At 70.3% G+C, this 14,404-nt stretch carries 12 protein-coding genes; 8 read left to right on the top strand and 4 right to left on the bottom strand.

Annotation, left to right across the window (positions count from 1 at the left end; genetic code table 11):
• Positions 1-77 precede the first annotated feature (77 nt).
• From LCHO_RS09330 to LCHO_RS09320, 3 genes are all read left to right on the top strand, one after another.
• The gene (locus LCHO_RS09330) at positions 78-1,805 is read left to right on the top strand and encodes a phosphoethanolamine transferase (RefSeq protein WP_012346893.1); all 1,728 of its coding nucleotides are present in this window, start codon (positions 78-80) and stop codon (positions 1,803-1,805) included.
• Positions 1,802-2,500 (top strand): phosphatase PAP2 family protein, encoded by a 699-nt coding sequence (locus LCHO_RS09325; RefSeq protein ID WP_012346892.1) that lies wholly within the window; start codon positions 1,802-1,804, stop codon positions 2,498-2,500. The genes LCHO_RS09330 and LCHO_RS09325 overlap by 4 nt, the downstream gene beginning before the upstream one ends.
• A gap of 281 nt (positions 2,501-2,781) precedes the next feature.
• On the top strand, positions 2,782-3,408 hold the full coding sequence (locus LCHO_RS09320; RefSeq protein WP_012346891.1) for a hypothetical protein: 627 nt from the start codon (positions 2,782-2,784) through the stop codon (positions 3,406-3,408).
• A gap of 10 nt (positions 3,409-3,418) precedes the next feature.
• Here the strand turns inward: LCHO_RS09320 and LCHO_RS09315 are convergent, their stop codons facing one another.
• Positions 3,419-5,785 (bottom strand): Tex family protein, encoded by a 2,367-nt coding sequence (locus LCHO_RS09315; RefSeq protein WP_043704085.1) that lies wholly within the window; start codon positions 5,783-5,785, stop codon positions 3,419-3,421.
• A gap of 273 nt (positions 5,786-6,058) precedes the next feature.
• Here LCHO_RS09315 and LCHO_RS09310 point away from each other — a divergent pair, with 273 nt between their 5' ends.
• The 5 genes from LCHO_RS09310 to LCHO_RS09290 all read left to right on the top strand — a co-directional run bounded on the left by LCHO_RS09310 (position 6,059) and on the right by LCHO_RS09290 (position 12,307).
• Entirely contained in the window at positions 6,059-6,472 is a 414-nt protein-coding gene (locus LCHO_RS09310; protein WP_012346889.1) for a DUF2946 family protein, read from the top strand.
• 159 nt (positions 6,473-6,631) lie between these two features.
• Positions 6,632-8,233, top strand: coding sequence for an MbnP family copper-binding protein (locus tag LCHO_RS22085; protein ID WP_050757324.1), 1,602 nt, complete (start codon positions 6,632-6,634; stop codon positions 8,231-8,233).
• A 14-nt stretch (positions 8,234-8,247) separates the two neighbouring features.
• Positions 8,248-9,444 carry a methanobactin export MATE transporter MbnM gene (locus LCHO_RS09300; RefSeq protein ID WP_012346887.1) on the top strand — a complete coding sequence of 399 codons (1,197 nt, stop codon included), beginning with the start codon at positions 8,248-8,250 and terminating at the stop codon, positions 9,442-9,444.
• Between the two features lie 41 nt (positions 9,445-9,485).
• Positions 9,486-10,709, top strand: coding sequence for a hypothetical protein (locus tag LCHO_RS09295; RefSeq protein WP_012346886.1), 1,224 nt, complete (start codon positions 9,486-9,488; stop codon positions 10,707-10,709).
• Positions 10,710-10,834: 125 nt separating this feature from the next.
• Positions 10,835-12,307 carry a sensor domain-containing diguanylate cyclase gene (locus LCHO_RS09290; RefSeq protein ID WP_012346885.1) on the top strand — a complete coding sequence of 491 codons (1,473 nt, stop codon included), beginning with the start codon at positions 10,835-10,837 and terminating at the stop codon, positions 12,305-12,307.
• A 21-nt stretch (positions 12,308-12,328) separates the two neighbouring features.
• On the opposite strand, the gene LCHO_RS09285 is transcribed toward LCHO_RS09290, so the two are convergent.
• Genes LCHO_RS09285 through LCHO_RS09275 form a run of 3 tightly spaced genes read right to left on the bottom strand, consistent with a single transcriptional unit; the run spans position 12,329 to position 14,325 of the window.
• Positions 12,329-12,796 carry a GNAT family N-acetyltransferase gene (locus LCHO_RS09285; RefSeq protein ID WP_012346884.1) on the bottom strand — a complete coding sequence of 156 codons (468 nt, stop codon included), beginning with the start codon at positions 12,794-12,796 and terminating at the stop codon, positions 12,329-12,331.
• A 31-nt stretch (positions 12,797-12,827) separates the two neighbouring features.
• On the bottom strand, positions 12,828-13,292 hold the full coding sequence (locus LCHO_RS09280; RefSeq protein WP_012346883.1) for a PaaI family thioesterase: 465 nt from the start codon (positions 13,290-13,292) through the stop codon (positions 12,828-12,830).
• Positions 13,293-13,341: 49 nt separating this feature from the next.
• Entirely contained in the window at positions 13,342-14,325 is a 984-nt protein-coding gene (locus LCHO_RS09275; RefSeq protein WP_012346882.1) for a transglutaminase-like domain-containing protein, read from the bottom strand.
• Positions 14,326-14,404 lie beyond the last annotated feature (79 nt).

The raw sequence follows: 14,404 nt of genomic DNA, 5'->3' as shown, positions 1-14,404 counted from the left end.
TGTCCGCAACGGTAACACCGGCCGTCGCGGGGCCGGCTTCAGACCGACTTCAGTTCGGCAGTCTGAAATCCGCCCCGATGTCCGACCACAAGCCCCCTTTCACCGCTGCGGCCGCTGCCGCCGCCCCGTCACGCAGCGCGCCCGATCGATTCGCGATCCCCGCCACCGTCGAACAGCTGGTGCTGGTCGCCAGCCTGTTCTTCCTGCTGACGGCCAACCGGCAGTTCGTCAGCGCCGCCTTGCAGGGGCGCTCGCTGACGTCGCTGTCGACCTGGGGCTTCGGGCTGGCGCTGAGCGTGATCGTGATGGGCATCCACCTGCTGCTGCTTGCGCTGGCGGCCAACCGCTGGACCGTCAAGCCGCTGCTGGCGGTGCTGATCGTGGCCACCGCGTCGGCCAGCCATTTCATGCAGCAGTTCGGCGTCTACCTCGACCCCTCGATGCTGCGCAACGTGCTGCGCACCGACGTCGGCGAGGCCGGCGAGCTGTTCAGCCTGGCGATGGCCGCGCACCTGCTGGTCTACGCCGTGCTGCCGCTGCTGCTGCTGTGGCGGGTGCGCATCGTCAACCGGCCGTGGCTGCGTGCCGGCGCCGCACGGGCAGGCCTGCTGCTGGCGGGCGTGGCGGTGCTGGTCGGGGCGCTGCTGGCGGTGTTCCAGCCGTTTTCGTCGCTGATGCGCAATCACAAGGAAATGCGCTACCTGATCACGCCGGCCAACGTGCTGTGGTCGCTGGCCAGCGTGGCGGTGCAGGACGCCCGAGGCGCTGCCAAGCCGCGTCAGCCGATCGGCCTGGACGCCGTGCCCGGCCCGAGCTGGGCGACCCGGCACAAGCCGCGCGTGCTCGTGCTGGTGGTGGGCGAGACCGCCCGCGCCGCCAACTGGGGCCTCAACGGCTACGCCCGCGACACCACCCCCGAGCTGGCCGGCCTGCCGGTGCTCAACTTCAGGGACGTGACCGCCTGCGGCACCAACACCGAGGTCTCGCTGCCCTGCATGTTCGCCCCGGTCGGCCGGCGCGACTACGACGAAGACCGCATCCGCGGCAGCGAATCGCTGCTGCACGTGGCCGCCCGTGCCGGCGTGGCGGTGCACTGGCGCGACAACCAGTCCGGCTGCAAGGGCGTCTGCGACGGCCTGCCCAACGACGTCGTCGCCACGATCAACCCGGCCGGCCTGTGCGAAGGCGGGCGCTGCCTCGACGAGGGCCTGCTGCACGGCCTGGACCAGAGCCTGGCGCACGCCCGCGGCAACCAGCTGCTGGTGCTGCACCAGCTCGGCAACCACGGCCCGGCGTATTCGAAACGCTATCCGCCGGCCTTCGCACGTTTCCAGCCGGCCTGCACCAGCGACGACCTGCGCCTGTGCACGCCCGCCGAGATCGTCAACGCCTACGACAACAGCCTGCTCTACACCGATCACCTGCTGGCCACGCTGATCGCCAAGCTCCGGGCCCGCTCCGACCAGATCGACACGGCCATGATCTACGTGTCCGACCACGGCGAATCGCTGGGCGAGAACAACCTGTTCCTGCACGGCATGCCCTATCCCATCGCGCCCGACGTGCAGAAGAAGGTGCCGATGGTGATGTGGCTGTCGGACGGCTGGAAGCAGCAGGCCGGCCTCGACAGCGCCTGCCTGCAGCGTGTCGCCAAGGCCCCCGCGAGCCACGACAACCTGTTCCACACCGTGCTCGGCCTGCTCGACGTCAGCACCGGCCTGCACGAAAGACCGCTGGATCTGCTGGCTCCGTGCAGTGCCGCCGGTCTCGCCAAGCCCCCCGCCACCCCGGCGGCCGGCGCGTGACGACGCTTGCGGCGGCGCGGCAGCCGGCCGGGCGTGCACGCCGTGATCTGCGGGTCACGCTCGGCGCCGCGGCGGCGCTGCTGCTGTGGGATCTGTCGGGGCTCGACCTGGCGGTCAGCGCCGGGTTCGGCAGCCCGCAGGGTTTTGCCCTGCGCGACGCCTGGTGGACCCGCGACCTGCTGCACGAGGGCGGCCGCCGCCTGTCGATGGTGGTGCTGGCCATCGTGCTGATCGACTGCTGGCGGCCGCTGACCCGCGGCCCGGACCGGCGCACGCGCCTGGCCTGGCTGGGCGCCACGCTGGCGAGCCTGCTCGTGGTGCCCGGCATCAAGCGGGTCAGCGCCACCAGCTGCCCGTGGGATCTGAGCCTGTTCGGCGGCATGGCGCGTTACGTGTCGCACTGGCAGATCGGCATCGGCGACGGCGGCGGCGGCCACTGCTTTCCGTCCGGGCATGCCGTCTCGGCGTTTGCCTTCTTCAGCCTGTACTTCCTGTGGCGCGACCACCGTCCGCAACTCGCACGCAGGCTGCTCGTCGCCGTGCTGCTGGTCGGCAGCCTGTACGGCTTGGCCCAGCTGGCCCGTGGCGCGCACTACCCGAGCCACGTGCTGTGGTCGGCCTGGCTGTGCTGGACGCTGTGCCTGGCGTGGGACCAGGCGTTTCGCCGCCAGACCCTGGCGAAACTTGATCTGTAACAACAGTCGGTCAAGTGTGCGGAAATAAGCAAGCGCCACCGCACCGATCCGCCGACCGATGCACGGGCAAACCCGGCCCACACGTGGGAAAGCTGCCCACACACAGGCGCATCGCGGTTTTCAACAGACGTTCACGGCGTCGCACCTTTGCTCACATAGGCGATTTAAGGCGCTTTTAAGCTTCGTTCCAGCGCAGACCGGTTCATTCATCCAGAACGGGGTGGTCTGTCGAACTTGTCTGTTGAACGAGCCGACACCCGTCGGCCCTTGCCGGAGCTTTCATGGAATTCACCCGCCTTGCTGTCGTCTATCTTCACCTGATCGCCTGCTGCGTGGCCATCGGACTGGTCCTGACGAGCGACATCGCCATGGTCAGGAAACTGATCACCGGCGACACCACGCGATCACGATCCGATTCCGAACACCTCGACCAGCTGCAAAGCACGGTATCGCGTGCGCTGCTGGCCTTGTGGATCACCGGTATCGCCGTGGTCGCGCTCGACGCCTCGGTCAAGGGCTGGAGCTATTTCGAGAACCCGAAACTGCAGGCCAAGATCGGGCTGGTGCTGCTGCTGACGATCAACGGCGTGCTGCTGCACAGGACCGTGCTGCCGCTGATGCAGAAAGCCGGTTCGCTGCTCAAGCTCAAACCCGCCCAATTGCACCTGACGGTGTTTGCCGGCTCGGTCTCAGGCGTCACCTGGTTCTATGCCGCGTTCATGGGCGTGGGCCGGCCGCTGGCCTGGAAATACTCGCTGGTGGAACTGCTGGCGGCCTATCCGGTGATGATCGTCGGCGGTTATGCCGGCATGCTGGCCCTGACCGCCTGGGCCAGGACCCGCAACGACGACGAAACCCAGTTCATGGAATATCAGGGCCATCACCAGCCGATGTCGGCTGCGATGTGAGCGGGCGCCCTCATTTCTTGACCTGCAGTTTCGCGAACGCCGCCGCCAGGGCACCGGCCGGCGCCGGCTGCGCACCGCGCGGCGGCGGCGCAAATCGTTCGCCGCGCCCGGCGGCCTTGAAACTGTTGTCGGCCGCCTTGCCCGCACCCTTGGGCTGAGCCGGCGCGTCGAGTTTCATCGTCAGCGAAATGCGTTTGCGCGCCAGGTCGACTTCCAATACCCGCACCTTGACGATGTCGCCGGTTTTCACCACCTCGCGCGCGTCGTTGACGAACTTGTTGCTCAGCTGGCTGACGTGCACCAGGCCGTCCTGGTGCACGCCCAGATCGATGAAGGCACCGAACTGCGCGACGTTGCTCACCGTGCCTTCGAGCACCATGCCTTCGCTCAGGTCCTTGATGTCCTCCACGCCGTCGTTGAAACGTGCCACCTTGAAATCCGGGCGCGGGTCGCGGCCGGGTTTCTCCAGCTCGGCAATGATGTCCTTGACCGTGATGGCGCCGAATTTCTCGGTCGCATACAGCTCGGGCTTGAGCGTCTTCAGCACGTCGCTGCGGCCCATCAGCTCGGCCACCGGCCGGCCGGTGCCGGCGATCATCTTCTCGACCACCGGGTAGGTTTCCGGGTGCACGCCGGTGATGTCGAGCGGGTTGTCGCCGCCGCGGATGCGCAGGAAACCCGCCGCCTGCTCGAAGGTCTTGGGGCCCAGCCCCGCCACGTCGAGCAGCTGCTTGCGGTTGCGGAACGCACCGTTGGCATCGCGCCAGCGCACGATGCTGGCCGCCACCGTGCCGCTCAGGCCCGACACGCGTGACAGCAGCGGCGCCGAGGCGGTGTTCAGGTCCACGCCCACCGAGTTGACGCAGTCCTCGATCACCGTGCCCAGCGTGCGCGCCAGTTCGCCCTGGTTGACGTCGTGCTGGTACTGGCCGACGCCGATGCTCTTGGGGTCGATCTTGACCAGCTCGGCCAGCGGATCCTGCAGCCGGCGGGCGATCGAGACCGCGCCACGCAGGCTGACGTCCAGATCCGGCAGCTCCTTCGAGGCGAACTCGCTGGCCGAATAGACCGAGGCACCCGCTTCGCTGACCACCACCTTGTCGATCAGCGTGCCGGGGGCGAGCTGCTGGATGCGCTTGATCAGGTCGGCCGCCAGCTTGTCGGTCTCGCGGCTGGCGGTGCCGTTGCCGATGGCGATCAGGTTCACGCCGTGCGTCGCGCAGAGCTTGGCCAGCGTGTGCAGCGAGCCGTCCCAGTCGCGCCGCGGTTCGTGCGGGTAGACGGTGGACGTGTCGAGCACCTTGCCGGTGTCGCTCACCACCGCCACTTTCACGCCGGTGCGGATGCCGGGATCCAGACCCATCACCACCCGCTTGCCGGCCGGCGCGGCCAGCAGCAGGTCGCGCAGGTTCTCGCTGAAGACCTTGATGGCGACGGCCTCGGCCTCTTCGCGCAGGCGGGTGAACAGGTCGCGCTCCAGGCTCAGGCTGAGCTTGACCTTCCAGGTCCAGGCCACGCACTTGCGGATCAGCGCGTCGCCGGGCCGGTTGGCGTGGCTCCAGCGCAGGTGGATGGCGATCTTGCCCTCCGCCAGGCTGGGTTGACCGGGCTGCAGTTCCTCGTCGGTCGCCAGCTTGGCGTCGAGGATCTCCAGCGTGCGGCCGCGGAAGACGGCCAGCGCACGGTGCGAGGGCACGCGGCGGATGGGCTCGTCATACGCGAAGTAGTCGCGGAACTTGGCGACGTCCGGGTTGTTCTCGTCCTTGCCGTCCATCAGCTTGGACTTGAACAGGCCCTCGTCCCACAGCCACTCGCGCAGGCCCTTGACCAGCGCGGCGTCTTCGGCCCAGCGCTCGCTGAGGATGTCGCGCACGCCGTCGAGCACCGCCAGCGCGTCGGCAAAACCGGCGGTCGCCAGCGCGGTGGCACCGCCGTCATAGGCCGCGATGAAGGCCTCGGCCTGGGCGCGCGGGTCGAGCGTCGGGTCGGCAAACAGCCGGTCGGCCAGCGGCTCGATGCCGGCTTCGCGGGCGATCATGCCCTTGGTGCGGCGCTTCTGCTTGTAGGGCAGGTAGAGGTCTTCGAGCTCCTGCTTGGTCGGCGCGGCCTCGATGGCGGCGCGCAGTTCGGGCGTCAGCTTGCCCTGCTCGGCGATGCTTTTGAGCACCGCGGCGCGGCGATCCTCGAGCTCGCGCAGGTAGCCCAGGCGCGACTCCAGGTCACGCAGCTGGGTGTCGTCGAGGCCGTCGGTGGCCTCCTTGCGGTAACGCGCGATGAAGGGCACGGTGGAGCCGCTGTCGAGCAGGTCGACGGCCGACTTGACCTGGGCGGGGCGCACGGAGAGCTCCGCCGCAATCTGCAAAAGGATCTTGTCCAAGGCGCTCTGGGCCCGCGGAACGGGCCGGGTTGGCAGGGAGCGGCGGAGTTTGCCATAGGGCAAATCCGGCGCCCGATGGGCGATCCGGATCCGCGATGCGTGCATCGAGCCCACCATCTGTCGTCTGCACGCGACGATCTGACCCCCATCCCGATCTGAAAAATCCCATCCGTTGTGGCATTTCCATCGAGATCCGTGTGGCGCCGCTGCCGACGCCTTGATGGCCATCAAGTGCTAAGCGCCTGTTCAGGAAGGTCGCTCGACAATTGCTGCATGTATTTCCGACCATCCCGGCAGCGCCTCGTCAGCTGGATCGGCATCTGGCTGATCCTGCTGAACGTGCTGGCACCCACCCTCGCCCACGCCAGCCGTGGCGCGGGCGGTGGCGTGCCGCCGGGCATGGCCGAATGGTGCGTGGCGCCGGGCATGGGTGCCACGGCACCGGCTGCCAGTGCCGCCGTCGATGCAGAGTCGGCCCCCGCCGAACGCAGCGCGGCCGGCATGCTCTGCCCGTTCTGCGCCGGCGCACCGGCCGCCCTGGCGCTGGCATCGAACGCACTGCGTTTTGCACCCGCACCGGCGCCCGCTGCGGTGCCGAGCCAGGTGCTGGTGCTGCCGCACGCCGCCGATGGCGTGCCGCGCACCGGCCAGCCGCGCGCTCCGCCGGCTGGTTCCGCCACCGTCTGACCCCCTGAACCCGAATCCCGTCGCCCTGCGGCGCTGCAGTCCTGCACGCCGCCAGGCCTGACCGCGCATGCACCGCGAGCAGCTTTTGCCCGGCCCGATGAGGTCCAGGCGCGCCGCGGCATGGCCTGCGTCCATCCGAACCCGAATCCGAGCCTCTCCATGAACCGAATCCTGCGCACCCGTCCCGCCACCGCTGCCCTGCGCGGCACCCTGGCACTCTCCACCCTCGCCGCCATCGGCGCCCTGAGCGCCTGCGGCGGCGGCAGCGATGCGGCACCGTCCGGCACGACCAGCACGGTCAGCGGTACCGCCGCGGTCGGCGCCCCGATCGTGGGCGGCACCGTCACCGCCAAGTGCGCCGCCGGCACCTCGAGCACCGCCACCACCGGCACCGACGGCCGCTTCGACCTGACCCTGACCAACGCCACCCAGCCCTGCCTGCTGGAAGTCTCCGGCGGCACCGTCAACGGCCGCACCAACACCGACCGCTTCCACAGCGCTTCGCTGGCCGCCGGCACGGTGAACGTCACCAACCTCACCGAGCTGATGGTCGCGCACGCCCTGCAGGCCACGGCTTCGGCCACGACCACCACGCAGTACGCCGGCGCCCTGCCGACCGCGCGCCTGACCGGCACCACGCTGTCGGCCAGCAAGGCCTACGTGCTCGCGCTGCTGCCGCAACTGGGCGCGGCCACGCCCGCCAGTGGCGTGGACATCGTGACCTCGGCCTTCGCGGCCGACGGAACCGGCCTGGACGCCGTGCTGGACGATCTGGCCGCGGCGCTGCGCGGCAAGACGCTGGCCGCCGTCGGCACCGCCATCGGCACGGACGCGGCATCGACCACCGCGCCCGGCAACCCGGCTGCCGCGCTGACCACCGTCGCCCAGAAGGTGCTCAAGGTCAAGTTCGCGGCGGTCGCCGGCAGCGGCAACACCCCCGTGTCGTGTGGCAGCCAGGTGATCGGCGGACTGGGCACCAGCAGCGCCTCGGCCAAGCTGCAGGATCTGCGCTTCTACCTGTCGGGCGCCCAGCTGCTGGACGCGGGCGGCAACGTCGTCAGCACGACCATCAAGCTGCCGCTGAACACGCAGTGGAACTACACCTCGCCGCTGAACGCGAACGACTGGACCACGCTGATCGACCTGGAAAACGGCACCGGCGCCTGTGCCTCGGCCGCCGACGGCACCACCACCGCGGCGATGAACGACACGCTGCGCCTGGTGATTCCGAGCGGCGTCAGCTTCAGCGGCATCCAGCTGGTGATGGGCCTGCCCGATTCGCTGAACAAGACCTCGGCCACCGCACCCGCGCCGCTGGACGCCGCCGCGCTGGCCTGGGGCTGGGCGGGCGGCGCCTACAAGTTCGCCAAGATCGAACTGGTCGACGCCAACAAGGGCACCGCCACCGCCTGGCCGGCACCGGCGACCGGCACCTATGACGCCTTCTACTTCCACCTCGGCGCCACCGGCTGCACGGCCGATCCGATCAGCGGCATCAACACCTGCACCCGCCCGAACCGGATGGCAATCTCGCTGGCGAGCTTCAACCCCGCGACCCAGCAGGTGGCGGTGGACCTGGCAGCCCTGGTCGCCAGCAACGACATCCAGGTGAACCTGGGCGGAGCCCCCGGCTGCATGTCGGGCGCGACCGACGGCGAGTGCATCGCGCAGTTCCCGAACGCCCTCGGCCTGGACGTGAGCACCGGCCGGCCGATCGCCGGCGGCGCCGCGCAGACCGTGTTCCGCGCGATCAGCCGATAAGACAGGAGGCACCGATGTCGCGAGGCAGCGTGAAATCCCGGGTCCGGCTCGCCGGCCTGGCCCTGCTCGGGGCCGCCCTGGCGGCCTGCGGTGGCGGGGGTACCCAGGTCACCGAGACCGGGCTGAGCAATTCCGAGGGCTGGACCTTCGCCGTTCCGGCCGACTTCCCGGCGCCACGCGACTCGGCCGACAACCCGACCACGGCGGCCCGGGTCGAGCTCGGCCGCTTCCTGTTCTACGAACGGCGCCTGTCGGGCAACGGCACGCAGTCCTGCGGCAGCTGCCACCTGCAGGACAAGGCCTTCACCGACGGGCTCACCACCGCCGTGGGTTCCACCGGCGAGAGCCACCCGCGCAATTCGCAGAGCCTGGTCAACGTCATCTACAACGCGACGCTGACCTGGGCCAACCCGACGCTGGTGACGCTGGAAACCCAGATGCTCACGCCGCTCTTCGGCACCCGGCCGGTGGAGATGGGCGTCAACGACGCCAACAAGTTCGAGGTGCTGGCCCGCATCTCGGGCAGCAGCGCGCCCGACTACGGCCGGCTGTTCGCCGCGGCCTTTCCGGGCCAGCCCGGTGCGCTGAACTGGGACAACGTGATCCGCGCGATCGCCAGCTTCCAGCGCAGCATGATCTCGGCCGACAGCCGCTACGACCGGGCCCGGCAGAACCGGGCCACGCTGAGCGACGCCGAACAACGCGGCCAGACGCTCTTCTTCGGCGAACAGGCCGAATGTTTCCACTGCCACGGCAGCTTCAACTTCAACGAGCAGGTGATCTACAACGGCCTGCGCCAGGTCGAGACGCCGTTCCGCAACACCGGGCTCTACAACATCGGCGGCAGCGGCGCCTTTCCGTTCCCCAACCAAGGTCTGTTCTCCTTCACCGAGGCGGCGCCCGACATGGGCAAGTTCCGCGCGCCGAGCCTGCGCAACATCGCCGTCACGGCGCCCTACATGCACGACGGCACGATGGCCACGCTGGAGGAGGTGCTCGACTTCTACGCCGCCGGCGGGCGCGTGATCGCCGACGGCCCGCTGGCCGGCGACGGCCGTGCCAATCCGTTCAAGGACGGCCTGATCGCCCGCATCAACCTGAGCGCCCAGGACAAGGCCGACCTGATCGCCTTCCTGCGCACGCTGACCGACGAACGGCTGCTGGGCGATCCGGCGCTGTCCGATCCCTTCGTGAGCACGCCCGCGCGCTGAGTGCGCCGGTTCATCGACCCCGACACCGTCACACGACCCCGATGCCCATCCCGCCCCCGTTCCTGCGTCGCGCCGCCCTGGCCGCTGCCTGCTTCAGTGCCACGGCCCCGACACTGGCTCACGACCTGAGCCAGGATCCCCTGCCCGCAACCCCCGGCTGGCGCATCGGCGCCGCGGCGGCGGTGACGTCGATGAGCGCCAGCGAGCGCCTGCCGGCCGCACGTCATCCCGGCCTGCCCGGCAGCGGCCAGACCGCCGCCGACCGCAGCGGCCCGGGCCTGGAGCACGCCACGCTGGAAGCGGCGCTGGCCTTCGGCCAGCGGCAGGGCGCGGTGCTGGCGATCGGCAAGCACGGCAGCGACCGCGTGCACACCGAGGCCGCCCGGCTCGACAGCCGCTGGCAGATCGGCCTGGACCGGCTGTCGGTGCAGCTGGGCCGCGACCGCGTGCCGATGGGACCGGTGCTGACCGGCGCCGGCCACTTCGACCGCTACGCGCTGGCGCCGCTGGCCAAGCGCCTGGTCCTCAACGACGACTGGATCTCCGACGGCCTGAACCTGCGCTGGGAGCGCGGCGTGGCCGAAGGGCTGCAGAGCGTCGACGCCGGCCTCTGGCGCGCCCGCACCTGGCCCGGCGGCCTGGACGGCCGGCTGGCACCGGCGGTCCATCTCGGCGGCAGCTGGGGCGACTGGAACCTGAGCGGCTTCGCCGCGTCGCTGGCACCCCGGGCCCGCGGCACGCCCTCGGCCGCCGCCGATGCGCCGCACACCCACGGCCAGCCCGACTGCCGCCGCAGCCTGGCCGCGGTGGCCTGCTTCGACGGCCAGACCCGGCTGCTCGGCGGCAGCCTGATGTGGGACGGCCACGACAGCGGCTGGATCGTCACCGCCGCCGGCCTGCTGCAGCGCGACCGCGGCACGCTGGCGGCGCAACTGGGCATCACCGACTACCGCGGCACCACCCGCGCCGGCTGGCTCGACGTGCAGCGCCTGCTCGGCCAGGGCTGGATCGTGGGCCTGCGCGCCGAGCGGGCCAGCGCCACGCACCGCCTGGTCGGCCCGGGCGCGACCCTGGTCAGCGCCGACGCCGGCCTGGACGGCAACCACCCGATCACCCGGCTGGCCAGCGCGCTCACCTGGGAACCGGGCGGCGGCTGGCTGCTGGGCCTCGAGGCCGGCACCGAACGCAGCGCGCTGCCGACCAACCGCTGGATCGGCCTGCGCGCCGCCTGGTCGGCGCCGGAACTGCTGCGCGGGGACTGGTGATCGGGCCGCAGACCGGCGGGCACCGCGGCTGCCTCGCCCGTCTCATGCGAGACTGCGCCCCGCCACCGCCGTGGCGATCGCCCTCGCCCCGTCCCCATCACCCACCCACAGCCCGCCCACCCGCGATGACGCCCGTCGATCCCCTCCACCTCGCCGACCAGGACCTCGCCCAGATGTTCGAGCTCGCGCCGGTGTCGCTGTGGCTGGAGGACTTCAGCGGGCTGGCCGCGCTGTTCGAGCGCTGGCGGGCCGAGGGCGTGCGCGACCTGCGGGCACATCTGCTGGCCGATCGCTCCCGCATCACCCAGTGCACCCGCCAGCTCAAGGTGCTGAAGGTGAACCGCCGCACCCTGGAGCTGTTCGGCGCCGCCGACCTGCCCACCCTGCTGGCCGGCCTGGACCGGGTGTTCCGCGACGACATGCTCGAGCGCCATGTGGAAGAGCTGGTGCAGCTGTGGAGCGGTGCGCTGGCCTATGCCAGCCAGAGCGTCAACTACACGCTCGACGGCCGCCGGCTCGACGTGGCGCTGCAGGTGCGGGTGCTGCCCGGCCACGAGGGGCGCTGGGACCGGGTGCTGCTGTCGCTGGAGGACATCAGCGCGCGCGAGCGGGCTCGCCAGGAGTTGCAGCGCAGCGAACGCTACGCCGAAGGCCTGTTCCAGCATTCGCCGGTCTCGCTGTGGGTGGAGGACTTCTCCGGCGTGAAGCGGCTGATCGACGAGGTGCGGCAGCAGGGCATCGTCGACTTCCGCGTCTTCACCGACGTGCACCCCGAATTCGTCGAACGCTGCATGGCCGAGATCCGGGTGGTCGACGTCAACCGCCAGACGCTGACGATGTTCCGCGCGGCGGACAAGCCGACCCTGCTCAGGCGCCTGCCCGACGTCTTCCGCGACGAGATGCGCCGGCCCTTCACCGAGCAGCTGATCGAGCTGTGGGCCGGCAAGCTCTACCAGCAGCGCGAGACGGTGAACTACGCGCTCGACGGCGAAGCGCTGCACGTGCACCTGCAGTTCGCGGTGCTGCCCGGGCACGAGGACGACTGGTCGCTGGTGCAGGTGTCGCTGACCGACATCACCGCCCGGCGCAAGGCCGAGGCCTACCTGGAGTTCCTCGGCAAGCACGACGTGCTGACCAAGCTGCGCAACCGCTCCTACTTCGACGACGAACTGCACCGGCTGGAGCGCAAGGCCAGCCATCCGGTGGCGGTGATGTCGATCGACCTGAACGGCCTCAAGCAGGTCAACGACGAATTCGGCCACCGCGCCGGCGACACGCTGCTGCGCCGTGCCGGCGAGGTGCTGGCCAAGGCGGTGGAGCCCCCGGCCACGGTGGCGCGCATCGGCGGTGACGAGTTCGCCGTGCTGCTGCCGATGACCGAGTCGGCGGCGGCCGATCAGGTGGCGGCGCAGATCCAGGCCCTGGTCGCGCTGAACAACCAGTTCCACGGCGGCGACCCGCTGCAACTGGCCATCGGCGTGGCGATCTCCCAGCCCGGCGAGCGCCTGGAAGCCACCCTGCACCGCGCCGACAAGCTCATGTACGAGCAGAAGCAGGCCTTCTACGGCCAGGCCGACCACGAACGGCGACGGGTCTGAGGGGCCGCCGAGGATCGATCTTCAGCGGTCGCGGGGCGGGCGCAGCATCTCGATGTGCGGGATGTTGTCTTCCATGTAGATCTCGCCCAGCGCCACGTAGCCGTGGCGGCCGTAGAAGCGCTGCAGGTGCGCCTGCGCGCTGATGCGGTTGGCCCGGCCGGGCCAGACCGCGTCGCAGCGCCGCATCGCCTCGGCCAGCAGCGCGTCGCCGGCGCCGGTGCCACGCATCGCGGCGGGCGTGACGACCCGGCCGAGCGACGGCTCGTCGTACTTCAGGCCCGGGTCGACCACCCGCGCGTAGGCCTGCACCACGCCCTGCGCGTCGCGGCCGATCAGGTGCCAGCTCTGGCGGTCGAGGCCGTCGACGTCCAGATAAGGCTCCTGCTCGACGATGAACACCTGGCAGCGCAGCGCCAGCGCGTCATAGAGGTCGTCGAGGCCGAGCTCATTGAAGCGGGCCCAGGTCCAGTGAAATTCGATGTTCGCCATGTGGGTGAGGTTCGCGGTGTCCGAATGCCGATCAGTCCGAGCCGGCGCCGTCGAGCTTGCGCTGCAGTTCGCGGATCTGGCGGCCCTCGGCCGGCAGGCGGCGCACGAACTTGAAGGTGCCGGTGGCATGGGCGCACAGGGCGCCGGCGGCGTTGAGCACCCGGCCCTCGGTGAAGGCCAGCGTGCTGGTGCGGTGCAGGATCTTGCCGACCGCGCGCAGCCGGCCTTCGCCGGGGCGCATGAACGAGGTCTTCATCTCCACCGTCACCACGCCGGGGCTGGCGTCGCCCATCGACAGGTTGCTGCTGCGTGCGGCGTGCGCCATCACGACGTCGAGCAGCGTCATGCAGGCGCCGCCGTGCAGCACGCCGAAGGAATTGAGCTGCTCGGCCCGCGGCTCGTAGTGGATCTCGGCCTCGCCGCCGTCGAATCGCATCAGCTCGAAGCCGAGCAGTTCGACGAACGGGATGTGGATCGGGAAGGGAATCGCGCTCATCGCGCCGAGTTTAGAGGCCGGCAGCGTCCGCCGAAGGCCGGCCCCCGCCTCAGATCGGCGCCGCCTTCACCAGCACCGGGCCGGTCGCCACCGCCGGCGGCACGGCGGCCAGACCCGGCGCGGCGGCCACGGCCGCTTCGGTCTGCGGCGGCTGGTGTTCGTTGGCCGAGCCGGTGTCGGTCGACAGCGCCTCGAAGCGATGGCGCGGCAGCTCGAAGTTGTGCTGCATGTCGGTGATGGCATGCACCTGGATCAGCGGCGGCGGCGACTGCACCGAGCCGAAGATGGTGGCAAACGCCACGTCGGCGGCGTCGCGGCCGGTGGCCAGGCGCACGAAGCCCATCGGGATCGCGGTGCCCGACGGATCGAACAGATACCAGCGGTCGCCGAGATAGCACTCGACGTAGGCATGGAAGTCCGGCGGGCCCAGCGCCGGATCGGCGCCGTAGTCGAAGCCGGTGGTGAACCGCGCCGGGATGTTGACCGCGCGGCACAGCGCGATCATCAGGTGCGCGAAGTCGCGGCACACACCCACCCGCTCGAGCAGCGTGTCGGCCGCCGAGGTGTTGGAGTTGGTGGTGTTGGGCATGAAGGCCACGCGCTGGTTGACCCAGTCGCGGATCGCCTGCACCCGCGAATAGCCTTTCCAGAGATGGCCGAACTCGGCGATCGCCAGACGCCCCAGCCGGTCGGACTGGCAGTAGCGGCTCGGGTAGACGTAGGGCAGCACGTGCGACGGCAGGCGCGCCACCGGCACCTCGTCGATCTGCTGCGGCACGGCGACGTGGTGGGTCAGGTCGACGGTGGCGTCGTAGTTGACCTTCAGCGGGCCCGGCGCGGCCGACAGCCGCAACGAGCGGTTGCCGTTCGACGGATCGGTGTGGATCTCGGAGGGCACCGCCTGGCTGAGCAGCAGCTTTTCTTCGACCACCGTCTGGCAGCGGGTGTGCGCGGCGTGGATGTTGAACACGAAGTCGCAGCCCGGGTGCGCGACCGCGTAGTTGAGTTCGAGCGACAGTTTGATTCTGACCATGTGATTCCTGGCGGCGCCCGTGGGTTCGACCGCAGTTCGGTGTGGGGTGCGGCCTGCGTGGCACCCCGAAGCCATGCAT

The organism is Leptothrix cholodnii SP-6 (genome assembly GCF_000019785.1).
Lineage (GTDB): Bacteria > Pseudomonadota > Gammaproteobacteria > Burkholderiales > Burkholderiaceae_C > Sphaerotilus > Sphaerotilus cholodnii.
Note: the sequence above shows the minus strand (reverse complement) of the source record. Positions and strands in the feature narration are given on the sequence as shown.